The 25518-nt window shown below is 68.6% G+C and carries 22 protein-coding genes; 5 read left to right on the top strand and 17 right to left on the bottom strand.

Going from position 1 to position 25518, the window contains the following annotated elements:
- Nucleotides 1-57: 57 nt before the first annotated feature.
- Entirely contained in the window at nucleotides 58-1077 is a 1020-nt protein-coding gene (locus FV560_RS11750) for a LacI family DNA-binding transcriptional regulator (protein ID WP_159621716.1), read from the top strand.
- Nucleotides 1078-1246: 169 nt separating this feature from the next.
- Nucleotides 1247-2896, top strand: a complete 1650-nt coding sequence (locus tag FV560_RS11745; RefSeq protein WP_159621715.1) for a fucose isomerase — start codon at nucleotides 1247-1249, stop codon at nucleotides 2894-2896.
- 11 nt (nucleotides 2897-2907) lie between these two features.
- Here FV560_RS11745 and FV560_RS11740 read toward each other — a convergent pair whose 3' ends face one another.
- A complete protein-coding gene (locus FV560_RS11740; RefSeq protein WP_159621714.1) occupies nucleotides 2908-4164 on the bottom strand; it encodes an alpha-hydroxy acid oxidase in 1257 nt (418 codons plus the stop codon).
- 188 nt (nucleotides 4165-4352) lie between these two features.
- On the opposite strand from FV560_RS11740, the gene FV560_RS11735 reads away from it, so the two are divergent.
- The gene (locus FV560_RS11735) at nucleotides 4353-4991 is read left to right on the top strand and encodes a uridine kinase family protein (RefSeq protein ID WP_159621713.1); all 639 of its coding nucleotides are present in this window, start codon (nucleotides 4353-4355) and stop codon (nucleotides 4989-4991) included.
- Here the strand turns inward: FV560_RS11735 and FV560_RS11730 are convergent.
- From FV560_RS11730 to FV560_RS11655, 16 genes are all read right to left on the bottom strand, one after another.
- Nucleotides 4978-6246: a family 1 glycosylhydrolase gene (locus FV560_RS11730; protein ID WP_159621712.1), complete on the bottom strand. Its 1269-nt coding sequence runs from the start codon at nucleotides 6244-6246 to the stop codon at nucleotides 4978-4980. The two genes, FV560_RS11735 and FV560_RS11730, sit on opposite strands and share 14 nt — an antisense overlap.
- 147 nt (nucleotides 6247-6393) lie before the next feature.
- Complete coding sequence (locus tag FV560_RS11725; RefSeq protein WP_159621711.1) at nucleotides 6394-7290, bottom strand: carbohydrate ABC transporter permease; 897 nt, start codon at nucleotides 7288-7290, stop codon at nucleotides 6394-6396.
- Nucleotides 7291-7295: 5 nt separating this feature from the next.
- Complete coding sequence (locus FV560_RS11720; protein ID WP_159621710.1) at nucleotides 7296-8255, bottom strand: carbohydrate ABC transporter permease; 960 nt, start codon at nucleotides 8253-8255, stop codon at nucleotides 7296-7298.
- Between the two features lie 64 nt (nucleotides 8256-8319).
- Nucleotides 8320-9633 carry an ABC transporter substrate-binding protein gene (locus FV560_RS11715; RefSeq protein ID WP_159621709.1) on the bottom strand — a complete coding sequence of 438 codons (1314 nt, stop codon included), beginning with the start codon at nucleotides 9631-9633 and terminating at the stop codon, nucleotides 8320-8322.
- A 70-nt stretch (nucleotides 9634-9703) separates the two neighbouring features.
- Nucleotides 9704-11314, bottom strand: coding sequence for an arylsulfatase (locus FV560_RS11710; protein ID WP_159621708.1), 1611 nt, complete (start codon nucleotides 11312-11314; stop codon nucleotides 9704-9706).
- A gap of 100 nt (nucleotides 11315-11414) precedes the next feature.
- Nucleotides 11415-12476, bottom strand: coding sequence for a LacI family DNA-binding transcriptional regulator (locus FV560_RS11705; RefSeq protein ID WP_159621707.1), 1062 nt, complete (start codon nucleotides 12474-12476; stop codon nucleotides 11415-11417).
- A 152-nt stretch (nucleotides 12477-12628) separates the two neighbouring features.
- Nucleotides 12629-14137, bottom strand: a complete 1509-nt coding sequence (gene araA / locus FV560_RS11700; RefSeq protein ID WP_159621706.1) for an L-arabinose isomerase — start codon at nucleotides 14135-14137, stop codon at nucleotides 12629-12631.
- A gap of 4 nt (nucleotides 14138-14141) precedes the next feature.
- Complete coding sequence (locus FV560_RS11695; protein ID WP_159621705.1) at nucleotides 14142-14894, bottom strand: L-ribulose-5-phosphate 4-epimerase; 753 nt, start codon at nucleotides 14892-14894, stop codon at nucleotides 14142-14144.
- Nucleotides 14891-16618, bottom strand: coding sequence for a ribulokinase (gene araB, locus FV560_RS11690; RefSeq protein WP_159621704.1), 1728 nt, complete (start codon nucleotides 16616-16618; stop codon nucleotides 14891-14893). The genes FV560_RS11695 and araB overlap by 4 nt, the downstream gene beginning before the upstream one ends.
- 142 nt (nucleotides 16619-16760) lie before the next feature.
- The gene (locus FV560_RS11685) at nucleotides 16761-17798 is read right to left on the bottom strand and encodes a LacI family DNA-binding transcriptional regulator (protein ID WP_235020081.1); all 1038 of its coding nucleotides are present in this window, start codon (nucleotides 17796-17798) and stop codon (nucleotides 16761-16763) included.
- A 125-nt stretch (nucleotides 17799-17923) separates the two neighbouring features.
- Nucleotides 17924-18361 carry a glutaredoxin domain-containing protein gene (locus FV560_RS11680; protein ID WP_235020080.1) on the bottom strand — a complete coding sequence of 146 codons (438 nt, stop codon included), beginning with the start codon at nucleotides 18359-18361 and terminating at the stop codon, nucleotides 17924-17926.
- A 153-nt stretch (nucleotides 18362-18514) separates the two neighbouring features.
- Nucleotides 18515-19003, bottom strand: coding sequence for an SRPBCC family protein (locus FV560_RS11675; RefSeq protein WP_159621702.1), 489 nt, complete (start codon nucleotides 19001-19003; stop codon nucleotides 18515-18517).
- Between the two features lie 2 nt (nucleotides 19004-19005).
- On the bottom strand, nucleotides 19006-19386 hold the full coding sequence (locus FV560_RS11670) for an ArsR/SmtB family transcription factor (RefSeq protein WP_159621701.1): 381 nt from the start codon (nucleotides 19384-19386) through the stop codon (nucleotides 19006-19008).
- A gap of 242 nt (nucleotides 19387-19628) precedes the next feature.
- Nucleotides 19629-21206: a DEAD/DEAH box helicase gene (locus tag FV560_RS11665; protein ID WP_159621700.1), complete on the bottom strand. Its 1578-nt coding sequence runs from the start codon at nucleotides 21204-21206 to the stop codon at nucleotides 19629-19631.
- Nucleotides 21207-21513: 307 nt separating this feature from the next.
- Nucleotides 21514-23067, bottom strand: coding sequence for an MFS transporter (locus FV560_RS11660; protein ID WP_235020079.1), 1554 nt, complete (start codon nucleotides 23065-23067; stop codon nucleotides 21514-21516).
- 102 nt (nucleotides 23068-23169) lie between these two features.
- On the bottom strand, nucleotides 23170-23706 hold the full coding sequence (locus FV560_RS11655; protein ID WP_159621699.1) for a MarR family winged helix-turn-helix transcriptional regulator: 537 nt from the start codon (nucleotides 23704-23706) through the stop codon (nucleotides 23170-23172).
- A gap of 132 nt (nucleotides 23707-23838) precedes the next feature.
- On the opposite strand from FV560_RS11655, the gene FV560_RS11650 reads away from it, so the two are divergent.
- On the top strand, nucleotides 23839-24426 hold the full coding sequence (locus FV560_RS11650) for an SGNH/GDSL hydrolase family protein (RefSeq protein ID WP_235020078.1): 588 nt from the start codon (nucleotides 23839-23841) through the stop codon (nucleotides 24424-24426).
- A 126-nt stretch (nucleotides 24427-24552) separates the two neighbouring features.
- Nucleotides 24553-25428 carry a MurR/RpiR family transcriptional regulator gene (locus tag FV560_RS11645; protein WP_159621697.1) on the top strand — a complete coding sequence of 292 codons (876 nt, stop codon included), beginning with the start codon at nucleotides 24553-24555 and terminating at the stop codon, nucleotides 25426-25428.
- The last annotated feature ends 90 nt before the right edge of the window (nucleotides 25429-25518 follow it).

Below are 25518 nucleotides of genomic sequence, written 5' to 3'. Positions count from 1 at the left end.
TCCTGCCGGCAGGAATCGACATCCTCCGTACGATGTGGCGGACGACAAGGAGGAGACATGGCGCGGATCGTGGATGTGGCCCGTGAGGCCGGTGTGTCCACGGCCACCGTCTCGCGGGTGCTCAACGGCAAGGACGTCAACCGGGAGCTGGCGGCGAAGGTGCGATCCGCCGTCGAGAACCTCGGGTACATCCCGGATCGCACGGCTCGGTCGCTGCGACGGGGAGCGAGTGACGTGGTGGCCCTGGTGCTCCCGGACATCGAGAACCCGTTCTTCACGGCCGTGGCGCGCGGAGTGGAGGACGTGCTGCATGGCGCGGGCTACTCGGTGGTGCTGTGCAACACCGACGATGATCCCGGCAAGGAGGGCCGGTACCTCGGCGTGGCCGAGCACGAGAACATGGCAGGGGTACTCATCGCTCCGGCGAGCGGACAACCCCAGCTGGACGCCCTCCTGGACCGTGGCCGGGCGGTGGTGGTGCTGGACCGGCAGGTGGAACGGCCGGTCGATCAGGTGGCGTTCGACAACCAGGCCCTGGGTGAACGCTGCGCCCGCGAACTACTGGCGAGCGGGTTCCACCGGATCGCATGCATCACCGGGCCTGTCGGCACCCGGACGGCGATCGAACGTGCCTCCGGGTGGTCGCGCGCACTCGGGGCCGTCGGTGTGGACGCACCGGAGGACCTACTCGTCCACGCCAACTTCCGTGTGGACGGCGGATATGAAGCATTGGCCCATCTGCTCGACCTGCCCGAGCCTCCCGATGCCGTGCTGGCAACGAACAACCTGGTGGGGGTCGGGGTGCTGCGCGCGCTGGCGGACTCGCATGTGGCACTGACCGGCCACGGTCGGGGGGACTCTGCCGGCGCACCCGTTCCCGGCGGCGCGGTCGGTGTGGGGATCATCGGCGACCTGCCGTTCGCCACGTCCCGCACCACAGATGTGCACCTGGTGCCATTGAATCCACGTGCCCTGGGGACGACGGCGGCGCAACTGTTGCTGGAGCGCCTCACCGATCCAGGTTCGCCGGTGCGTTCGATCGTGCAGACCGTCGCTCCCGTGGGCGCCCGGCACTAGGCCCTAGGCACTGGGCCCGCCCGTGGCTCATCCAGCACCCGGCCTGACCGGCTCGACACGTATGCGTCGGCCTGCGCATGATCGTGCGGCGTTCGTCGCGTGCCGGTCACTTGGGTCACGCACACGTCTACACCTAGCCTAGTAATCGATTACCTGGCACGATGGGGACATGACGACATCGCCCTACACTCTCCCCACCCTCACCGAACCCGCAGCCGCCCCGGAGAAGACTGCCTACCTGGTGGCCTCCGGTGACCTGCGCGAGTCCGCCAACAGCGCCGGCTGGCCCACCCAGGTCGAGCTCGAGCGCATCATCACCGACGCCTTCGCCGCGAACGGCTGGCAGGTGATCCGCGCGAACAACGTGGACCCGGCCACCGGGCACGGCTTCATCTCCAGCCAGCGGATGGGACTGGAGGTGTTCCGGACCATTCCCCCGGACGCTCCGCTGATCGTGGCCGAGGCGGTGTGGCAGTACAGCCACCACATCCTCGCCGGCCTGCGCACCCACCGCGGCCCGATCCTCACCGCCGCGAACTTCGCCGGTGAATGGCCGGGACTGGTGGGGCTGCTCGGGATCAACGCCGGGATGACCAAGATGGACAAGGCGTACTCCACCGTGTGGACCGTGGACGGCACGGACGAGTGGTTCCAGAACGCGATCCGCTCGTGGGTCACCACCGGGACTATCGCCCACGACGCCTCGCACGTGCACCCGCTCCCCGCGCTGCCGGACAGCGCCGAGACCGAGCTGGGCAGGGCGCTCGCCGCTCAGCTGCAGCGCGAGAAGGCGATCATCGGTGTCTTCGACGAGGGCTGCATGGGCATGTACAACGCGATCTTCGACGACGAGCTGCTGAACGGGCTCGGCATCTACAAGGAGCGGCTCTCCCAGTCCGCGCTGTGGGCGGAGATGCAGCGGGTGCCCGATAGAGAGGCGGACGAGGTACAGGCGTGGCTCGAGGAGGCCGGGATGACCTTCCGACTCGGCACCGACGACGCCACCGAGCTGACGATGGAGCAGTTGCGCTGGCAGCACAAGATGTATATCGCGGCACTGCGGATCGCCGATGACTTCGGACTGGACGCGGTCGGTATCCAGTACCAGCAAGGGCTGAAGGACCTCTCCCCCGCCTCCGACCTGCCCGAGGGGTTGCTGAACAACGTCTCCCGCCCGCCGGTGCGCTCCCGCGACGGCGAACGCGTGCTCTGGGAGGGCAAGGCGCTGCCGCACTTCAACGAGGCGGACGAGGGCGTGGCCGTTGACGCGCTGGTGACGAACCGGATCTGGACCGCGATGGGCCTGGACCCGGCCACCACGCTGCACGACGTGCGCTGGGGGGAGGAGTACGACGGCCAGTTCGTCTGGGTCTTCGAGATCTCCGGTTCGGTGCCGCCGTCGCACTTCGAGAACGGCTACGCCGACGCCGAGGGCTGGCGGCAGGGACCCGTGTTCTTCCCCGCCGGCGGCTCCACGATCAACGGGATCTCCAAGCCCGGCGAGATCGTCTGGTCGCGGGTCTACATCGCCGAGGGCAAGCTCCAGGTGGACATGGGCCGGGCCTCGGTGGTCGCGCTCCCCGAGGAGGAGACCCGGCGCCGCAAGGAGGCCACCAACCCGGAGTGGCCGATCATGCACGCGGTGCTGCACGGGGTCAGCCGGGACCAGTTCATGGCGCGGCACAAGGCCAACCACCTGAACGTCGTCTACGCACCCGACGCCGAGACCGCCGACCGCGCACTCACGGCGAAGGCCGCGCTCTTCGACGCCCTGGGCGTGCCGGTGCACCTGTGCGGGGACACTTCGCTCACCCGCTGACGGCGAACGCCTCAGCGGGTGCGGGCGGGAACCCCGTGCTCGACCGGCAGCAGCCGGCGCAGCTGCGTCACGTGCTCGGACTCGAGCTCGGCCACGGAGGAGACACCGAGCAGTTTCATCGTGCGCTCAACCTCGGAGCCAAGGATCTCGATCATCCGGTCCACGCCCTCGCGGCCCCCGGCCATCAAGCCGTAGAGGTAGGCGCGACCCACAAGCGTGAAGTCGGCACCGAGCGCGAGCGAGGCGACGATGTCCGCGCCGCTCATGATGCCGGTGTCGAGGATGATCTCCAGCTGGTCGCCGAGCTCGGTGGCCACCTCGGGCAGCAGGTGGAACGGGATGGGGGCGCGGTCGAGCTGGCGGCCGCCGTGGTTGGAGAGCACGATGCCGTCCACCCCGAGCTCGGCCACACGGCGGGCGTCCTCGAGGGTCTGGATGCCCTTGACCACGACCTTGCCGGGCCACTGCTTGCTGATCCAGGCGAGGTCGTCGAAGTCCACAGTCGGGTCGAACATCGTGTCCAGCAACTCCGCCACGGTGCCGGACCAGCGGTCCAGGGAGGCGAAGGCGAGCGGTTCGGTGGTGAGGAAGTCAATCCACCACGCGGGCCGCGGGATCGCGTTGATCACGGTCTTGAGGCTGAGCGAAGGCGGGATCGTCATCCCGTTGCGCTTGTCCCGCAGACGCGCGCCCGCCACCGGCACGTCGACAGTCACCAGCAGAGTGTCGAAGCCCGCTGCGGCGGCGCGGTTCACCAGCGCCATCGAGCGGTCCCGGTCCTTCCACATGTACAGCTGGAACCAGTTGCGCCCCGCGGGGTTGGCGGCGGCGACGTCCTCAATGGAGGAGGTGCCCATGGTCGAGAGGGAGAACGGGATGCCGGCTGCGGCGGCGGCACCGGCACCGGCGATCTCGCCCTCGGTCTGCATCATGCGGGTGAAGCCCGTGGGCGCGATCCCGAACGGCAGCTCGGACCGTCCACCGAGGATGTCCACGCCGGTGTCCACGCGGGAGACGTCCCGCAGGATCGCGGGATGGAACTCGATGTCCTCGAACGCCTGACGGGCACGGGCCAGTGAAAGCTCCTGCTCGGCGGCACCCTCGGTGTAGTCGAAGGCGGCCTTGGGTGTGCGCCGCTGGGCGATGTGGCGCAGATCGGCCACCGTCAAGGCCGCATCGAGGCGGCGCTTGCGCCCATCGAGCTCCGGACGCTTGAACTGCAAAAGAGGCGCGAGATCGCGCACCTTGGGTACTCGACGCTGAACCATGCCTCAATACTCCCGCACTCCGGACGTGGCGAGTGCCACCGCCGGCAAGAATGGAACGATTCAGTGGAGTCTTCCGAGGTCACCTCCGCGTGTCAAGCCAGGTCGGATTCCTGACGGCGCCGGTGGCGTTGAGATGTCTGTCACCCCCGCGCTCCAGCTCACGGTGGCGTACGGGCGATAATCGCCTGGTGCCGCCCGCAGACTCCGCCCTCTTCCCCGTTCCCGACGGCGCCCGCCGGTACCCGCGCCAGGTGGTCCTGCTGACCGGACCGTCCGGGTCAGGGAAGAGCTCGCTCAGCCGGCGCCTGGGCCTGCCGGTGGTGGCACTCGACGACTTCTATCACGACCTCGGCACTCCCGGCCTGCCGCAACGGTTCGGGAGCGTGGACTGGGACGCACCGCAGAGCTGGAATGCCTCGGCGGCGACCGCAGCACTGGTAGCGCTCTGCCGCGACGGTGAGGCGCAGGTGCCGATCTACGACATCCCCACCTCCCGCCGGACGGGGACGACGACGGTGGTGGCCGAGGAGTCCCCGATCGTCCTGGCCGAGGGGATCTTCGCCGGTGAGCTGGTGGCGAGCCTGCGATCCGAAGGTGTGCTCGCCGATGCGATCTGCCTCGTCCGGCCCCGGCTGCAGACGTTCTGGTTCCGGCTCCTGCGCGATCTGGCCGAGGCACGCAAGCCTCCGGTGACGCTGATCCGCCGCGGCCTGGCGCACTATCGCGCCGAGCCGGCGAAGGTGCGCGCCTGGACGGCGCAGGGGTGCCGTGCCACGAGTGTCGCCGCCGCCGAGGCTGATCTGCGCGCCCTCCTCACCCCCTCGTGAAGGAAGGAGCCACGGCCCGATCAGCGGCAGCATGGCGGGCAAACGCATCCGCCACGGGGTTCCGACGGCGCAGCAACCCCTGGTCTGATTCGACCAGGTCCCACAGGCCCATGGTGAGCAGCGAGGCCTCCCGCGGTGTGTCCGCGTGGCGGTACGTCCACTCGTACATGTCGAACAGCGGCCACCAGGTGTAGCCGACGATGGGCACCCCCTCCTCCCGCAGCCGGTGCACGAGCGCGACCGAGTCGTCCAGCCACGCCACTCGCTCCTCGACGGAGGCGGTCACGCAGGTCTCGGTCAGCGCCACGGGCACGGCGTAGCGATCGGCGTAGCTACGCAGCACGTCTTCCAGGCCGAGCACGCCCTCGTCGATCTGCGGAGCCGGGTCCACGAACCCACCCGCGTGCCAGACCCCGTCCTGCACCAGGGTGGTCGAGTGGCGCGGGTAGTAGTTCACACCCATCACGTCCGGCAGCACGGGAGCGCCGGCGAGCCGGTCAAGCAGATCGGGCGAGAACCCGTGCGCGAGCAGGTGCTCGAGCATCGGGTGCCCCTCGCGGACACGTCCCGTCACGAGATCCTCGACGACGTAGCTCTGCTCCCGCAGGAACCGCACCTTGTCCGCGTGCTCACCGTCCACATCACCGGAGAACCGGGAGGTCGCATCCACGTGCACGAAGGTCGCGCGCTCACCGAGCACCTCGGCGATGCCGTGCTGAGTCCGCGCGAATCCGTCCGCGAGCGCCGCGACCATCCTGGTGAGACCTTCCTCACCGGAGAGATAGGGCGGCCAGTAGGCCAGCTCGCCGCAGAACCGGGCGTGGATCATGGGCTCGTTCACCGGGGTGTAATCGGTGACTGTGTCCGCATACCGCTCGGCCACCGCGACCGCGTACTCGGCCACGCGCTTCGGGTAGTCCGGGTGGGCGAACTCCCCCTCCAGCCACTGCGGAGTGCCGTAGTGCAACAGGTCCACCATCGGCCTGATCCCCAGCTCGGCGAACCGCGCCATCACCGGGTCCAGCCAGGACCAGTCCCACTGCCCCGGCGCCGGGTTGATCCGGTACCACGGGATTCCCCAGCGCATGAACTCCGCTCCTACCTCGGAGGCGAGGCCCAGGTCGGTGTGCCACTGGTCGTAGTGCTCGGTGAGCTCGTATTCGTCCAAGGCGCGTTCGCCCGGGCGGGTCTGCGGGACGAAGGTGTCCTCGACGCCGATGCCGAAGTGCAGTCGGCCGTCCTGGTACCAGGTCATGAGGTCCTCACTAGGTGTGCTGGGTCGCGCACGCTGGGCGCGGTGGTGGTCGTCACCGCCAGATCGACGTGCGATTTCTGATGGGGGGAGGACCCGCCACCAGATCGACGTGCAATGTCTGGGGCGGGTGAGTGGAGGGCTGCGGCGTCACCCCTTCATGCCGGTCATGGCCACGCCTTCGATGAAGCGGCGCTGCACGAGCAGGTAGAGCACCACCAGCGGCACGATCGCCACGAGCGAGCCGGCCATCATCACCCCGTACGGGGCCACACCCGTGGCCGATCCGGTCAGCAGGGCGAGCCCCGCCGTCAATGGCCTCACACTCGAATCGCTGGTCATGATGAGCGGCCACAACAGGTCGTTCCAGTTGTTGACGAAGTGGAACAGCGCCATCGTCAGCAGAGCCGGTTTGGCATTCGGCAGGATGATCGACCAGAACACCCGCAGCTCGCTGGCGCCGTCGATTCGGGCCGCCGAGTCCAGGTCCCGCGGGAGGGTGATGAAGAACTGCCGCAGCAGGAAGATCCCGGCCACATCCGCGGCGCGCGGGATGACCAGCCCGGCGTAGGTGTTGACCCAGCCGATGTCGGAGATCAGCTCGTACAGCGGCACCAGCAGCGCCTGGAAGGGCACCATCATGATCGCGATCAGCACGGTGAAGATCACATACCGGCCCTTGAAGTCGATCCGGGCCAACGCGTAGGCAGCCAGCGAGTTGAACACCAGGGACAGCCCGGTCACGGCAGCCGCGAACACGAAGGAGTTCCACGACTGCGCGAACACGGGGATGCGGGCAGTGAGCCCGTCGAAGTTCTCGAGCGTGAACCGGGACGGGATGAAGTTCGGTGGCCAGGAGAGCACCTCCGACTCCGGGGAGAAGGCGGAGAGCACCACCACGACCACCGGGAAGGAGGTGAGAGCCGCGAACACGAGTAGGCCGGCCACCACACCCGATTGCGTGAGCAGCCGGGCGGTGCTTGCGCTGCCCCGACGGCGGGCGGGCGGACGCGCGGGGGCGAGGGACGCCGTCGTGGTCTGATTCATGGCACTCACTCCAGGTCCTTCTCACGCTTGGCCCCGATCCGGAGCTGAATCAGCCCCAGGGCGAGGGTGATCACCAGCAATACGTAGGACAGGGCCGAGGCGAAGCCCATCCGGAAGTCGCGGAACCCGTCGGTGTAGATGCGGTAGACGATCGTCTCGGTGGCCCGGTCCGGTCCGCCCTGGGTCATGATGTAGATCTGGTCGAAGGCCTGGAACGCGCCGATGATCGCGAACACGATCACGAACGTCATCGTCGCGCGCAGCCCAGGCATGGTGACCGCCCGGAACTGACGCCAGGCGCCGGCACCGTCGAGGATCGCGGCCTCGTACAGATAGCGCGGGATCCCCTGTAGGCCGGCGAGGAAGATGACCATGAAGTAGCCGAAGTTCTTCCAGATCGCGACGGCGGTCACCGCCGGCAGTGCCCAGGTGGTGGAGGCGAAGATGTCACCCATCTGGATGCCGACCTTGCCGAGCCAGTACGGGATCAGGCCGAGGTTCGGGTCGAGCAGGAAAGCCCAGGCCAGGGAGGCCACCGCCATCGAGATGACGAACGGCAGGAAGATGATCGTGCGGAAGAAGCTGCGCAGCGGCACGTCCTTGCGGTTAAGCAGCAGCGCCGCCCCGAGTCCGACGGCGATCACCAAGGGTCCGTACATGACGGCGTACCCCACCGTGTTCCAGATCGCCCGCAACGTCGCCGGGTCGGTGAAGACGGCGACGTAGTTGTCCAGGCCGATCCAGGATTCCTCGCCGAAGCCGGAGGCGTCGGTGAAGGACAGCCGTAGCGCCGAGAACGCCGGGAGGAACACGAACGCGATGATCACCGCCAGCGCCGGGGCGAGGAACGCCGTCGCCCGCAACGCCCTGCCACGTTCGTGGCGGGCGATCTGGCGAGACCGGTCCGGCGGAATGCCGCCACCGAGGCGCCTGGGGGCCCGGTAGGCCGGTTGCACACTGGTCATGAGGTCTCCAAGGGCTCCGGTGGTGCCGGGGAATCCCCGGCACCACCGTCGATGTGGGAGTCGATCACTCGAACCGGGAGAGGATGTCGGCGATGGAGCCGGCAGTCTCGGTGGTCACAGCAGCGAGATCGCCGCCCTGGGTGACCGTGGTGTTCAGGGTCGACAGCTCGGCGTTGACGTCGGTCAGCCCGCCCGGGATGCCATACATCCGGATGTAGGAGTTCTCGGTGTGGTCGATCATGGTGCCCACGAACGGCGTGTCGCCGATCTGATCGGCCGTGATGTCCGTGCGGTTCGGCGGGTAGTAGGACTGCTGCGCCCACAGCACCTGCGAGTCGTGGGAGTTGTAGTAGCGCAGGAACGCCTCGGCGCCAGCCGTGGTCTGCTCATCGGCCTGGGAAGTCAGCCACCAGTAGTTGGCCGCGGCCTGGGTGACCACGCCTTCCGGGCCGGCCGGCATCTCGAAGACGTCGATGTCCAGACCCACGCTCTCGGCTCCGGTGATGATCCACGGGCCGATCACGGTCATCGCGGCCTTTCCTGCCTTGAACAGATCGACCGCCTCCGGCAGTGTCACATTCGTCGGGCCCCAGCCGCCCTCGTAGGCGTCTTGCCACCACTGCAGCGTCTCGACATTCTGCGGGGTGTCCAGCGTGACGTCGCCGTCGGTGTACACGGAGCCGCCGCCGGCCTGGATGAAGCTCGGAAGGAACGTGCCGTCGGCATCGGGCAGCGCGAGGCCGTAGATCTCCGGCTCACCGTCACCGTTCTCGTCCACGGTGAGCTCGTCGGCGAGGGCGACCCATTCCTCCCACGTGGTGGGGACGTCATCCTCGGTGATGCCCGCCTCGGCGAACATCTCGGTGTTGTACCAGACCGAGAACGGACCGTACGCCATCGGGACGGCGTAGCGGCTGCCGTCGAAGGTGGCGTAGTCGACCACGTGCGGGTAGTAGCTGTCCGTCTCGTTCTCCGGATTCTCGTAGAAGGAGTCCATCGGGACGAAGACACCCTGGTTGACGTAGCCCTCACCGGCGTCGGCGGGCTGGACCACGAGGTCAGGTCCGTTACCGGCGGAGACGGCGGGCAGGAGCTTGTCGGTGATGACGTTCCACGGGTTGACCTCGACGGAGATCTCGTACTCGTCCTGGGAGGCATTGAACTCATCAGCGAGCTGGTTGACCACGTCACCATCGGCCTCGGTGAAGCCGTGCCAGACGCTGACGGTGGTGGTACCGCTGTCGCCGTCACCGGAGTCACCGGCGTCGGTGCCAGAGGAGCACGCAGCGAGTGTCAGAGCGGCCGCGGTACCTGCGGCGAGCAGCACGCCGCGTGGGCGTCGTGCCGGTCGGCGTAGTGCTGGCGTTGAAGGGGACATCCTTGTTCTCCTTATCGGTAGTACATCGGTGTATGAGGGTGACCGATGCGGGGGAAGGGGGCTATTGAGATCAGGGGTTGATGTACGGGATACCGGCGGCGTCCACCGCACCCTCACCGGTGATCCGCTCACGGGGAATGACGCCCACGCGCCTAGACCATTGCTCATACGCCGCAGCGAGGGTTGCGACGAGCTCCGGACGATCGGCCGCAAGGTCGTGGGTCTCGGTGCGATCGGCGAGCAGATCGTAGAGCTCCCACGGGCCGGGGTACTTGCGTGCCAGCTTCCACTGGCCGAGGCGGACCGCGGCGTTGCCCTCGTGCTCCCAGTAGAGGGGGCGCTCTGGGCGATCTGAGCGGTCGCCACCCTGCAGGGCCGCGAGCAGGCTCGCTCCCTCCATCGGCGGCACGGCCGCACCGTTGCGCTCGGCAGGATAGGCGGCGCCAGTGGCCTCGAGGATGGTCGGCACCAGGTCGACGAGCTGGCCCGGGGCGTGGCACAGGTCTCCTGGTTGACCGAGACCGGCGGGCCAGTGCGCGATCAGTGGTGTGGCGATGCCGCCCTCGTGCACCCAGTGCTTGTATTCGCGGAACGGGGTATTGGAGACATTGGCCCACTCGGGGCCGTAGCTGGCGTAGGTGTCCTCGGGGCCGGGGAGAATGTGCGGCTTGTTGCCGTAGCGCATCGGCTCTCCGGCGCGGGTGGCCTGCGGAATCATCCGCAGGTCCCAGAAGCCGTCATGACCACCGGGAGGGAGGTCCTCGGCGCAGCCGCCGTTGTCGGAGAGGAAGAGGATGAGCGTGTTGTCCAGCCGGCCTGCTGCCTCGAGTGCATCCACGACGGCGCCAATCGCCCGGTCCATGGCGCTCACCTGGGCGGCGTAGACCTCCATCCGCCGGACCTGCCAGTCCTTGTCCGCCGCGGCTTCCCAGGCGGGAACGTCGGGGTCGCGCTCGCTGAGCGACCACGACTCGTCCAGGATGCCTTCGGAGATCATTCGCTGGCGGCGCTGCTCGCGCAGCTCGTCCCAGCCCGCGTCGAAGCGGCCGCGATAGCGTTCGATCTCCTCCTCACGCGCATGAAGCGGCCAGTGGGGCGCAGTGAACGGCAGGTACAGGAACATCGGGTTCTCGGCCTGGTCGCGGGCATGCTCGGCGACGAACTGCGCCCCCGCCGCCCCGATCGCGTCGGTGTAGTAGAAGTCCTCAACCTGCGCCTCGTCCACGGGAGATCCGTCCCGGTGCAGGCTCACTGGGTCGAAGAATGACCCCGCACCCTCGATGGTGCCGAAGGTGCGCTCGAACCCTCGGGCATTCGGCCACGACGGCGTGGGCGCGGCCATGTCGTCCGAGAGGTGCCACTTGCCGGAGAGGTAGGTGCCGTATCCCGCGTCGCGGAGAAGTTCGGCGATCGTGTGACACTCCTCGGCCAGGTCCCCGCGGTAGCCGCGGGGGCGCTCATCACCGGTGAGGATCCCGATCCCCACCTGGTGCGGCTGCAGTCCGGTGAGCAGGCTGGCGCGGGTGGGGGAACAGCGAGGCGAGTTGTAGAACTGGGTGAAGCGCGTACCGCGGCGCGCGAGCCCGTCGAGCACGGGCGTCTCGATCTCGCCGCCGTAGCAGCCGAGGTCGGAGAAGCCCATGTCGTCGGCGAGGATCACGAGCACATCTGGCCGCGTCATTGCGTGTTCAACCCTTCGTCAGGTCCGTAGTACAACGGTGTACTACGGAAGATTACGGACGTTTTCCGAGCCAGTCAACCCTGGTCAGGTCACCGATCGGTCACGGTCGGGGTTCCTGCCGCGTGGAGTCACGCAGCACCAGGCTGGCGGGCACCTCGATCGCCCATCGCTCCGGCGCCGCACCCTCAGCATCGTGCTCGGACCGGTTCTCCGCCTCGTAGAGGCTGCGCAACCGCCGCACGATCATGTCGACCGCCAGCTCGGCGAGCTGGGCGCGATCGACGGCCACCGTGCTCAGCGCCGGCACGCTGTACTGGGCATCGTCGATGTTGTCGAATCCCATCACCTGCACGTCCTCCGGAACGCGCCTGCCACTGCGGAGCACCTCGGTGAGAGCGCCGAGGGCGAGTGTGTCGTTGAAGCCGAAGACGGCGTCGAACGACACCCCTCGTGTCGTCAGGTCGCGGATGGCCGCGACACCGACCGCCTTGCTCCAGCCGTCGGTGGTGAGGATGAGCTGGTCGTCAACCTCGATGCCGTGCCGCTCGAGCGATTCCAGGTAGCCGCGGGTGCGCTCCCCCTCCGCTCCCACCACGGCTCCGAGGTCAGCGCCGAGCGCCACGATGCGGCGGGCGCCCCGGGAGATGAGGTGCTCCATCACGAGCTCTGCCCCACGCGCGTTCGCCATGTACACCTGATCGACGTCGTCGGTGATGCGGTGGTCACCCAGCACCACCACCGGAAACCCGGGTGGTGCCGACTCCGAGACCACGTCTCCGTGTCCGACCGGCGCCACGATCGCACCGTCCACGAGATGGGTGTGCGACCCCACCAGGCGCTCCACCGCCACGTGCTCGGAAGGTTCGACCTGCTCGATGATCACCTTCAAACCGGCCTTCGCTGCCTCGCGGATCACATCGTCGGCGAGCTCGGCGAAATACTGGTGCCGCAGTTCCGGAAGTGCCAAGCCGATCAGTCCGGTCCGGTTCGTCCGGAGCTTGCGAGCCGTCACGTTCAGCCGGTACCCCAGCTCGGCCATGGCAGCCTCGACCTGCGCCCGGGTCTCGGGGCGGATGTAGGGGTAGGTGTTGTTGACGACGTTCGAGACCGTCTTGACCGAGACCCCGGCCAGCTTCGCGACGTCACGCATGGTGGCGGGCATTGTGCTCCCTTCGCGCCTGAGCCGATCGTAGATCCTCTCAGGTCGGCCACCCACCGCGCGTACCGCCACCACGACCACCGGGGGTGAAGTTGACGTCGGTTATGGCCGGATAATCGACGTCAACTTCACCCCCGGCGAACGAGCCGCCGGTCTCAGGCCCCGGCAGTCATGCGGTAGTACATCTGGTTCCACCGCAGCTCACGCTGGAAGGCGCGCACCGTCGTCGAGGAATCGATCAGGGCCAGCTCGGTGCGGGAGATCTCGGCGAAGTCCTCGAACACCTCCGTGCCCACCTGCGTGGTCAGCACCGTGTGGTGGGCTCCCCCGGCGGTCAGCCAGGCCCGGGCGGAAGTCGTGAAGTCCGGGCGGGGCACCCAGACCGCCCGCGCCACCGGCAAGTTGGGCAGCTCGGCGTCGGGGCCCACGATGTCGACCTCGTTCGCCACCAGCCGGAACCGCTCCCGCATGTCGGACAGTGCCACGACGAGCCCCTCGCCCGGGTCGGTGTCGAACACCAGCCGCACCGGGTCCTCCCGGTCGCCGATACCGAGCGGGTGGATCTCCAGCCGCGGCCGGGAGGTGGTCAGTGACGGGCAGATCTCGAGCATGTGCGCGCCGAGGATCTTCTCCTTGCCGGGTGTGAGCTCGTAGGTGTAGTCCTCCATCAGCGAGGCACCGCCGGGCAGTCCGTAGCCCATCACCTTCGCCAAACGCACCAGGATCGCCGTCTTCCAGTCGCCCTCGGCGCCGAAGCCGTAGCCATCGGCCATCAGCCGCTGCACAGCCAGGCCCGGGAGCTGACGCAGCCCGCCGAGGTCCTCGAAGTTCGTGGTGAACGCCGAGAACCCGCCCGCGTCGAGGAAGGACCGCATCCCGGCCTCCTGCCGGGCACCGTAGCGCAGCGACTCGTGCCGCGGGCCCCCGGGCCGCAGTTCGGGAACCACCTCATAGGCGTCCAGATACTCTTGCACGAGGCCATCGATCGTCGCCTCGTCCACCGCGTCCACGGCGGCGACCAGGTCGTTCACGCCCCAGGTGTTCACCGAGACGCCGAACCGCAGTTCCGCCTCGGTCTTGTCGCCCTCGGTCACGGCCACGTTGCGCATGTTGTCGCCGAAGCGGGCGAGCTTCATCCCGCTCAGACTGGCCCACCCGACGGCGGCCCTCGCCCAGGTGCCGACCTGCGCCTGCACATCGGGCGTGCTGGCGTGCCCGACGACGATCTTGCGCGCCACCCCGAGGCGGGTGGCGATGTACCCGAACTCCCGGTCGCCGTGGGCGGCCTGGTTGAGGTTCATGAAGTCCATGTCGATGTCCGACCACGGCAGCTCCATGCCGGCCTGCGTGTGCAGGTGCAGCATCGGAGTGCGCAGCGCGTCGAGGCCGGTGATCCACATCTTCGCCGGGGAGAAGGTGTGCATCCAGGTGATCACGCCCACGCAGTTGTCGTCTGCGTTGGCCTCCAGCGCCGCCCGGCGGATGGAGGCGGTGTCCTTGAGCACGGGCTTCCAGACGATGCGCACCGACACCTCGGCGGATTGCTCCACGTGGCGTGCCACCTCCTGGGACTGCTCGGCGACCTGCTGCAGCGTCTCTTCGCCGTAGAGGTCCTGGCTTCCGGTGAGGAACCAGATCTCGCGGCCTTCGAAGGGGTTGTCCATGTCGTCAGTCCTTACCGTCCTGGGCGCGTTGGCCGTAGACGTTCTGGTAGCGGTCGAAGAGGGAGTCGATGTGCTCGGGAGCGATCGGGACGACGCCGCCGAGTTGGTGGGCGATGTGCACCGTGCGGGCCACGTCCTCGCACATCACGGCGGCCTTGACGGCGTCCTTGGCGTCGGAACCGATGGTGAACGGGCCGTGGTTGGCCATCAGCACCGCCCGGGAGCGGCTGCCCCGCAGGGTCTCCACGATGCCCTGGCCGATGGAGTCGTCACCGATGAGCGCGAACGGGCCGATCGGGATCTCGCCGCCGAACTCGTCGCCCATCATGGTGATCACACACGGGATCGGCTCGTTCCGGGCGGCCCATGCCGTGGCGTAGGTGGAGTGGGTGTGCACCACTCCCCCGACGTCGTCCATGTGCCGGTAGACGTAGGCGTGCGCGGCCGTGTCCGAGCTCGGAGTCAACCGGTCCGGGGTGCCGTCGTCGATCTTGGTGCCGTCGAGGGTGCACACCACCATCGACTCCGGCGTCAATTCGTCGTAGGAGACGCCGGAGGGCTTGATCACGAACAGCTCGGGGGCGTCGCTGCCGGACTCGAGCCGGACCCGCTCGGAGACATTCCCGGCGGTCCAGATCACCAGTTCGTAGCGGACGAGCTCGGCGTGCAGCCGCGCGACCCGCTCCCGGGTCGCGGCCACCTCGGCCTGAACGGCCGCGGGCATCTGGGCAAGGACAGGTCTGCTGGTATCGCTCATGAGAGCTCCTCGGGAACGGTCAGGGCTGGAGCGGCGTCGGCCTCGACGGCGTTGCTCGCCTCCCAGGCTTCGCGGCGGATGGTCTTGAGCCGCTTCATCACGTCGTTCTCACCGCGCCCGAAGTAGTCGTGCAGCCGCGTGTACTCGGCGAACAACCGGTCGTAGGCCTCAGTCGCGTCAGCGTTCGGCTGGTACGCGCCCACGACGCGGTGCCCCATGGCTGCTGCGGCAGCACGCACGTCCGGGTACACGCCGGCGGCCACAGCGGCATGGATCGCCGACCCGACCGCGGGGCCCTGGGTCGAGGTGATCGTGCTGAGCGGCAATCCGGTCACATCGGCGTACATCTGCATCAGGAACTCGTTCTTCAGCAGGCCACCGGCCACCACCAGTTCGGTGATCGGCACCCCGGAGGAGGTGAATGCCTCGATGATGGTGCGAGTGCCGAAGGCCGTGGACTCCAGCAGCGCCCGGTAGACGTCCTCGGGCCGCGTGGCCAGCGTCTGACCGATGATCACCCCGGAGAGCTCGGTGTCCACCAGCACCGACCGGTTGCCGTTGTGCCAGTCCAGGGCCACCAGTCCGTGGCCGCCGATCGGCTGCTTCTGCGCGAGCTCGGTGAGATAGGCATGCGTGGAGATCCCCCGGCGCTCGGCCTCGGCCGTGTATTCGGCGGGCACCCCGGTGGAGACGAACCACCCGAAGATGTCCCCGACGCCGCTCTGCCCGGCCTCGTAGCCGTAGGTACCGGCGATCACCCCGCCATCGACCACGCCGCACATGCCGGGGACCTCGTGCAGTTCGTCGCTGGTGACCACGTGGCACGTGGAGGTGCCCATGATGAGGGTCATCTGCCCGTTCCCGACGGCGTTCGCGGCCGGCAGGGTGACGTGCGCGTCCACATTTCCGGCAGCCACGGCGATGCCTTCCGGCAGGCCGGTCCAGGCGGCCGCCTCGGCCGTGAGATGTCCGACGGCGTCCCCCAGCTGGGCGATCGGAGCCTCCAGCTTCTCCTGGACGAAACCTCCGAAGTCAGGGTTGAGCGCCGTCAGGAAGTCCTCACCCGGATGGGCACCGTCCTGGTGGATGCCCTTGTAGCCAACGGTGCAGGCGTTGCGGGCGTACGAACCTCCGAGTTGCCAGACGATCCAGTCGGCCGCCTCCACCCACAGGTCCATCGCATCGTAGATCTCGCGGTCCTCCTCCAGCAGCTGCAGCCCCTTGGCGAACTGCCACTCGGAGGAGATGAGTCCGCCGTACCGGGGCAGCCAGGACTCGCCACGCTCGCGGGCGATCGCGTTGATGCGGTCGGCGTGGGGCTGAGCGGCGTGGTGCTTCCACAGCTTGACGTAGGCGTGCGGGCGGTCGGCGAACTGCTCGAGCTCGCACAGCGGCGTCCCGTCGGCGGTCACCGGGATCATGGTGCAGGCGGTGAAGTCGGTGGCAATGCCGACCACCTGGGCCGGGTCGATGCCGGCTGCCTCCACGGCGCGTGGCACGGCGGTGCGAAGTACCTCGACGTAGTCGGCCGGCACCTGCAGCGCCCACTCCGGGGGGAGCTCGGTGCGGGCGGGTGAGGCGGTGAGGGTCCGGTCCATCACGGCGTGGGCATAGGGGTGCTCGGCGCTTCCGAGTTCGGCACCGTCACGGGTCCGGACGACGACCGCCCGGCCGGAGAGGGTCCCGAAATCCACACCGATGGTGTAGGTGTCCTGGTCAGTCATGGCATTCCTTGGGTCGGCGTCATTGCACAGGTCGCGTTCTGGGCAGGCGTGCTGGTCCGGGCGGTCCGGCTGAGACTGGCGTGACCGCTGGTCCAGCCTCCCACGTCGTAATGTTAGCGTTCACAACATGGCGGCGCCACCCTCATCGATGGGTGGGCCGCGCACTCTCCGCGGGGGGCCCGGTGCTGGAACGCACGAGCAGCTCCGGCGGTACCGGTTCCGGACGGGCAGGCTCTCCCTGCACCGCGCGGATCAGTACCTCCATCGCCTGCCGGCCGAGCGCGCCGAAGTCCTGGCGCACGGTCGTCAGCGGCGGGATGAAGTGGTCGGAACCCTCGACGTCGTCATATCCGACCACCGAGACGTCCTCGGGTACCCGCACTCCGGCGTCGGCAAAGGCATGGAGCACCCCGAGTGCGGTCTGGTCGTTGGCAGCGAAGACAGCGTCGGGCAGGTTCCCGAGCAATCCCTGAGCCGCCTGGTATCCGGTGGCAGCGGTCCAGTCGCCCGGGACGTCGGCGCGAGGCACCAAGGACGCGGCCGCGAGCTCGGCGTGCCAGGCATCGCGACGGGAGATGGCATCGAACCAGTCGGCAGGGCCGGTGATGTGAACGAGATCGCGATGCCCGAGCCCGATCAGGTGACGGGCCAGCAACCGGGCTCCGCCGGCCTGATCCACCGAGAGGATCGGCGGGTCTCCCGGTGCACTGGTCATTGCGGCCAGCAGCAGCACCGGCACGTGCGCCGAGGCGGCTCGGGCGGCCGCTGCCACGCGTTCGTCCGGGGCGATCACCACGATGCCTTCCACCGACTGATCCATGAATGAGCCGAAGATGTCGGTCATGGCTTCTGGCGTCGGGTCGGTCGCCGTGGCGACGCTGACGAAGTAGCCGGCCGAGCGGGCTGACTGTTCGAGTACCGCGAGGGTGGTGGCCGGCCCGAAGTGCAACGAACCGCTCGTCACGATGCCGACGATCGCCGAACGCCGGGTGACGAGCGCGCGGGCGGCGCTGTTGCGGCGGTAGCCGAGTTCGGAGATCGCGTCGAGCACCTTCTCCCGGGTCTCCGGGCGCACATGGGGATGATCGTTCAGCACCCGCGACACCGTCTGGTGCGAGACACCGGCCACCCGGGCCACATCGCTCATCCCCGGACGCTGCGTCCGCGTGCTACCCGCCACCTGTCCTCCTCGCTCGCCGTGTGGGGAGAGCCTAGTGGCGCATCGGCACCTGCCCGCCCTCCGGTGCGACGTCGGAGCACTCGGGCTCGACGCAGTGCCGCAGTGCCGCAGTGCTAGCTGCGCCCTCAGGCCGCGGTGGCCAGGTGCCGGCGGACCAGCCCTGCGTCCGGGTTGGTGTGCGCACGTCCCTCGATCACGACCGTGGGCACCGTCTCGTTGCCGTCATTGACGCTGCGCACATAGGCAGCGGCCTCCGGATCGGTCCAGATGTTGACCCACAGGGCCTCGTCCCTGGCCGATCCGAGGCGGCGCCGCAACGCCGAGCAGTAGGTGCAACCGGGGCGCCAGTAGATGATCACCCGGCCGCGAGAGTCCACCTCGGCGAGCTGGGTGGCCACGGCGTGGGTGGTACCGCCACCACGGCCAGGAAAGCTCCACCAGCCGTACACCGCGACCAGCACGCCGACGGGGATCATCAACCACCACGAGATATCGGCGACGATCAGAGCCGCCATCGCGGCGATGAGGACGAGCAGGCCGAACCACAGCAATCGTGAGCGCATCCCCCCAGCGTTCCTGCCGGCGGCACGGTTCGTCATCCCCCGCGCGACGGATCCTCGCGCGGGCTTCATCACGCGATCGACAGTGCTGCATCAGGTGGAGCACTCTGTGGCCCACCTGACGCAGCACTGTCGCCTACGGCGACGATGCGAGGATCAGGCCGCGGCGAGGAACCCGTCGATCTGGTTGATCGAGAGGGTGGCACCTTCCTCCATCCCCATGTCGAGCACCTGCTGGAGCGCCTCAGCCGTGGCGTAGGTGCTGGTGTAGACCGCTCGGGTACCGCCGTCAATGGCCTCGAACCGGTAGACGTTCTCCGAGACGGGCGCCGTGTCGACTGGGCTGAGGTCGGCGTCGGCGAAGCCGTCCCGGAACCGGAGGGAGTGCGGCGCGTCGACCTCGGCGATCTCCCACCACCCCCCGTGCTTCTCACCCTCGGGGCTCGTCATGTAGTACGTGACTCGAGCTCCCGGGGTGAGTGAGTGCTCAACGAAAGTCGCCGGGTAGGTCGGCGGACCCCAGACCTGCTCGAGCTTGCGCGGGTCGGCGTAGATCCCCCACACCTGCTCCACAGGCGCGGCGAACTCGGCGGTGATGGTGAGAGTGCGGGTGTCGATGTCCTTCTGGACTCCGGTGACAGGCATGATCAGTGCTCCTTCGTGGTGTCGATCGGGCTGGGTGAAGACGAGCCGGACTCGGATGGGGAGGCGAGGAGGTCGTCCATCCTCGCGATGCGTCCGCGCCAGACCTGCTCGATCTCGGTGAGCATGGAGCCGACGGAGCGGACGGTGTCGATATCGCCGGTCGCGAGCGCCTCACGACCGACGCGGCGCTTGGTGATCAGACCGGCTCTCTCGAGCACGGCGACGTGCTTCTGCACCGCGGCGAAGCTCATGTCGTAGTGCTGAGCCAGCGCCGAGACCGAGTGCTCCCCGGCCAGGACGCGGCGCATGATGTCGCGCCGGGTCCGGTCGGCGAGCGCGTGGAACAGGGCATCTGCCCGGTCCTCGTTGGTGCCCTCGGTCATGAGTACAATCTACAACCGATTGGTTGTAGGTTGCAAGGCTCAGACCCGAAAACACGAAATCCGTCGTCGATCTGGTCACTGTGAGTGACCAGATCGACGACGGATTCCTGATAGCGGGCGATTCAGCGACGCAATCGACCGCGATACGTCAGCCCGCGCACCATAGCGCCCACACCCGGCGCAGCTGTGTCACGCCGGACAGTGCCCACCCGGGGAACCGGGGGCAGCGCGCTACCGAGTTGTCAGCGGGGCGTGCCGCCGCTGGTGGCCCGGCGGGGAGCACGACGGCGAGATGGCCGCCCTCCCCCGTCACGCCCCGCGGAGGTATCGCGAGCAGGGCGCGCCCCACTCTCGGACACGTAGACCGCGCGACCGCCACCTTCCGCCGTCCGCGCAAGGCGAGCTCCGCCGTCGGCAGTGGGCCTGGAACCACGGGCGCCATTCCGCGTGCGCGAGCCGCCGTCGTCGCGACGCCGGCCTTGCTGCCCACCATCTGGAGCCGAGCCCGACGCTCCTTGACCGCCGCGCGGGCGGCGTCCCCGGCCGGAACGGCCCTGACCCGAACCGGCGCGACCGGATCCGCCCTGCCCGCGAGCGGGCTGTGCGGCGGGCTTGCGGGCCGCAGCTTCCGGCGCCTCGTTCGGTGCCACGCGCGGCGCCATCTCCCCGACCAGGCCGGCGACGATCGCCGCCTCCGGTGCGGTGGGCTGGGCGCCGATCTTGGCGGCCCGCAGCAACTGGCGAACGTCCTTGCGCTGCTCCGGGAGCATGATCGTGACGACCGTTCCGCCCGAACCGGCGCGCGCGGTGCGGCCGGAGCGGTGCAGGTAGGCCTTGTGCTCGGCCGGGGGGTCGACGTGCGCGACAAGGTCGATGTCGTCGACGTGGATCCCGCGCGCCGCGATGTCCGTGGCCACGAGCACCTTCACCGCGCCCGTGGAGAACGCGTCGAGGTTCCGCTCGCGAGCATTCTGGGAGAGGTTGCCATGCAGGTCGACGGCGGGGATTCCGCTAGCCGTGAGCTGGCGCGCCAGCTTGCGGGCCTGGTGCTTGGTCCGGGTGAAGAACAGCCGGCGGGTGCGGCCCGAGGCGAGCTGCTCGACCAGGTCGCGCTTCGCGCCCACGTCAGCCACCTCGAGGATGTGGTGGGTCATCGCGGCCACCGGCGAGGAGGAGGGGTCCACGGAGTGGGTGAGGGGGTTGGTGAGGTACCGCTTGACGAGGATGTCCACACCGTTGTCGAGGGTGGCGGAGAACAGCATCCGCTGCCCGCCGCGCGGCGTCGCGTCGAGGATGCGCTTGACGGCCGGCAGGAACCCCAGGTCCGCCATGTGGTCCGCCTCGTCGAGTACGGAGATCTCGACGGCGTCCAGGCGCAGGTGGCCCTGGCCCTTGAGGTCTTCGAGGCGTCCGGGGCAGGCCACGAGGATGTCGACGCCGCGGCGCAGCGCCTCCACCTGCTTGCCCTGGCCGACGCCACCGAAGATCACGGTGTGGGTCAGACCCGCGGCGGCGGCCAGCGGGGCAATGGTCTCGGCGATCTGCGAGGCCAGCTCGCGCGTGGGAGCCAGCACGAGTCCGCGCGGAGCGCCGGACCTGCCCGGACGGGAGTCGGACAGGCGCGCCACCAGCGGCAGCGAGAAGGCGAGAGTCTTACCGGAACCGGTACGACCACGGCCGAGCACGTCACGGCCGGCGAGGGTGTCGCGCAGCGTGGCCGTCTGGATCGGGAACGGCTCGGTGATGCCACGCCCTTCGAGGGAGCGCACCAGCGAAGCGGGTACGCCGAGGGCGCGGAAGGACAGGGGGGAATCAGACATGAAGAGAACAGCTCTCTGAGGTAGGGATTCACCGCAGAGACCGTCACTGGTGCTACTCGGCGTCCAGGTGAGCGCACACGAAACCGCGATGCCGGGCGCGAGTCGACAACGCCCTGCCCTCAGTCTCCCCTATCGGGCCCCGAAACCACGACTTGCGTGGCGAGTGTCACATCGGCCGGGATGAAGCGGACCGTCCGCCCCGCCACCTGCCGACCCGCGTTCCCGGTACCGACCTCAGTTCCCGGCGCCGACCGAGGCGGGAACCTCGGTCAGCGCCCGGAACCTGGGTCCGCACCGGGCAGATCGGTCAGTCTGCCCGCTCGGTCGCCATGTGCACCGTCGTGCGCAGCGCGGTCTCGCGCACCAGCACGATCGCCAGCAGGGTGACGATCGAGGCGGCGCCGGCAATCTCGAACAGCAGCCCGAAGGAGTCGCCATAGGCCTGGTGGAAGAGCTCCTGCAGCGCCGCGGGCAGGCTCGCCACGTCCAGGCTGCCCTGGCTCGCCCCCACCTGGGAGGCGTCCATACCCAGGGCCTGGACGCCGTCGGTGATGCGTGAGGTGACCTGGTTGGCCAGCACCGCCCCGAGGACGGAGACTCCGATCGTTCCCCCGACCGATCGGAAGAACGCGATCGTGGCCGAGGACGCGCCGACATCCTTGACGTCCACAGTGTTCTGCACGGCGAGCACGATGTTCTGGATCAGTCCCCCGACGCCCACGCCGGAGACGGCCATGAACACAGCCACGACCCAGTAGGGCGTGGTGTGGTCGAGCACAAGCCCCAGCCCGCCGAGCCCGACGACGAGCAGCACGGCCGCCACCACCATCACCGGCCGCCACCGGCCGGTGCGGGTGACGATCTGACCACTGGCGATGCCGGCGGCCATCTGCGAGACGATCAGCGGGATGGTCATCAACCCGGCCGTGGTGGGTGAGTGACCGCCTGCGAGCTGGAAGTACTGCGTGGCGAACACCCCGGTGCCGAACATCGCGACCCCGACGGCGATACTCGCGACGATCATCAGGCCAGTGGTGCGGTTGCGCAGCACCCGCAGCGGAATGATCGGCTGCGAGGCACGCAACTCCACCCGCACCAGGATCACCACAGCGAGCAGCGCACCACCGAAGAAGGCTCCCGTCTGCCAGGAGAGCCAGGCGAAGTCGTTCCCGGCGAAGGTGACCCACAGCATCGGCAGGGCAGCGGCGATCGCGACCAGCACCGCTCCGGCGATGTCGAGGCGCACCCGAGCACGCGGCGACGTGGGCAGAGTGAGGGTGGCCTGCAGCACCGCGATGGCGATCACGGCGAGCGGTACGCACACGAAGAAGCACCAGCGCCAGTGCAGGTGGTCGGTGATCACGCCACCCAGCAGCGGGCCGGAGACCGTGGCGACGGCCATCACGGCCCCCATGTAGCCGAAGTACCGGCCGCGTTGCCGGGGCGGGATGATCGTGCCGAGCACCGCCTGCACGAGCGCGGTCAGGCCACCCATCGCCAGCCCTTGCACGGCCCGGAAAGCCATCATCGCCGGAATCGCCTGTGCAGCCCCTGCCCCGATGGAACCGATCACGAAGAGCACGATCGCGGTCTGGACGAGGACCTTCTTGTTGAACAGGTCCGCGAGCTTGCCCCAGATCGGCGTGGAGATCGCCATCGCCAGCAGGGCCGCGGTGATCACCCAGGTGTACTGCCGCTGCGTGCCGCCCAGGTCGGCCATGATCGTCGGCAGGGCCGTGGAGACGATCGTGGTGGAGATCATCGCGGTGAACAGGCCCGCCAGCAGGCCGGTCAAGACCTTCAGGATCTCCCTGTGGGTGTACTCGCGGGTCTCGATCTGCTCGGCAATGGTGTCGGTCACGACCTGGCTCACCTCTCATTCGACGCCAGCGGGCACGCGGAGAGGGGCAGCCATCTCCGCGTGACCTGCGGAGCCAGCGTAGCAACTAGTTGTGTAACACAACTATCCTGGAGGGGTGTGAGGCTCCTCACCGGCTGCCCCGTCCGGGCGCAGGTCGTGGTTGAGGCGGCCCATGAGGCGCGCCAGGTCACTCAAGTCTTCCGGCGACCATCGGGCGAGCCGGGCCGAGAACACCGCCCGACGGCGCCGCCTCGCCTCTCGCAGCGAGTCCGCCCCGTCGGGCGTCAGTTGCAGCAGCCTGGCCCGGGCGTCGCCGGGGTCGACCGTGCGCTCCAACAGACCTAGCCCCTCCAGATCGGCGATCACCCGGGACAGCGTGGACTTGTGCAGGTCCAGGCGCTCGGCGACCTCCTGGGCACGCACCCCCGCCCCGGTCCCCTCGCCCGGGATCTGGAGATCGTCGATGGCAGCGAGCACGGTGTAGCCCGAGGGTTCGAGCTGGGGATGCACCTGGGTCGCGAGGCTGCGCGAGGTGTAGCGGGCACGGCGCCAGAAGGCCGTGATCTCCGCTTCAGCCGCAGCGAGCTCGGCGCCATGGGTTCCCGGGTCAGCTGTGGGTTCACGGTCGGGCGAGGACATGCAGGCACACTATCCGCCGCTCCACTACCGATGCGGTTCGGCCACCGGGCCGGTGGTCATGCTAGATGTACAGCAGAAGTCATGCTGACCGTACAGTTCATGTCCCGACTCCAATCGGTAGGCTCACAGTTCGTGACCATTCTTCTGACAGGTGACTCGATCACCGACTGCGGCCGTGACCGATCCGATCTGACCAGCCTCGGCGAGGGCTACGCCTCGCTGGTGGCGGCGGACACTCCGGAGCAGCGGGTGATCAATACCGGCATCGGCGGCAACCGCGTGGTCGACCTCCAGGCCCGGTGGGAGGAGGATGTCCTCGCCCACTCCCCCGAGGTGCTCTCGATCATGATCGGCATCAACGACACCTGGCGCCGCTACGACTCCGACGACCCCACCTCGGCCGAGGCCTACGAATCCGGCTACCGCGACCTGCTCACCCGCTCCCGGTCCGCCGGGGTGAAGCGGATCATCCTGGTCGAACCGTTCCTGCTGCCGGTCAACGCCGACCAGTGGGCCTGGCGGGAGGATCTCGACCCGAAGATCCAGGCGGTGCGCCGTCTGGCTGCCGAGTTCGACGCCGAGTATCTGGCCACCGACGGCCCGCTCACCCAGACGGCGTCACGCACGTCACCGGAGTTCCTCGCCCACGACGGCGTGCACCCCACCCCGACGGGACACCGCTTCCTCGCTGACCTCTGGTTGGACAACTACCGCCGCTGAGTAGCCGGCGCACCCGAGCGCACCGCCGTCGATCTCCTACAGTGGGCCCATGCTTCGCCACTGTCATCGCGTCGCCGGTGCAGCGATGCACCGCTCCACCGACGCCATCGGTCGCCGGGCGCCGTGATGGACGTCCTCGTCCAACTCGAGCAGCGACTCGATTCGCTGGCCCCGGCCGAGCGGAAGCTCGCGCGTGCCATTCTCGCCGACCCCGAGATCGTCGTCGCCTCCACCATCGCCGAACTGGCGCAGCGTTGCGCCACGTCGCAGGCCACGGTCGTCCGCTTCTGCCGCGCTGCAGGATTCGATGGGTACAAGTCCTTCCGTCTGGCCGTCGCGTCCGCCCGTAGCCGCGAGGCCGAGGCGCTCAGCTACCTTCGCGTCTCCGACGCTGAGATCGCAGCCGACGACGACGTCCCCTCCCTGGTCGCCAAGGTCGCCTATCAGCAGATGCGTGCGATCGAGGAGACGGCCCAGCACATCGACGCGGCCGCACTCGACCATGTCGCACACGCACTCGGCGCTGCCGAGCGGGTGGACATCTACGGCGGCGGCTCCAGCGGGCTCGCCGCCGCTGACCTGCACCAGAAGCTCACCCGCCTCGACATCGCGTCGAGTTGCTTCGTCGATCCGCACCTGGCACTGACAGCAGCAGGCCTGGCGAACAAGGCACGCGTCGCCGTGGCCTTCTCCCACAGCGGCAGAACGCAGGAAACCGTCGCGTTCCTCACCGCCGCCGGTCAGCACGGCGGTACCACGGTGGCAGTCACCAACGCACCTTCCTCTCCTGTCGCCCAGGCAGCACAGATCCTGCTGCCCACCCACGCCCGCGAGCCTGAGAGACGCTCCGGTGCGATCGCGAGCCGGATGGCACAGCTTGCCGTCGTGGACTACCTGGTGGTCCGGATGCTCCAAGCCGACGTCGAGCACCTGGCCGAGCCACTGCAGCGCACCCGCGAGGCCGTCCAGGCGCTCCGCCTCGATGAAGAATTCCGCCAGTAGGCCGATGACTTCTCCGCGACCCGCCTCCAGATGATTTAGAAACAAATCTTCCGTTTGCCTCGCTCGGTTGGTACTTTCTAATCAGGCCGG

Source organism: Ruania rhizosphaerae (genome assembly GCF_009805705.1).
In the GTDB taxonomy this organism is placed as follows: Bacteria; Actinomycetota; Actinomycetes; order Actinomycetales; family Beutenbergiaceae; genus Ruania; species Ruania rhizosphaerae.
Note: the sequence above shows the minus strand (reverse complement) of the source record. Positions and strands in the feature narration are given on the sequence as shown.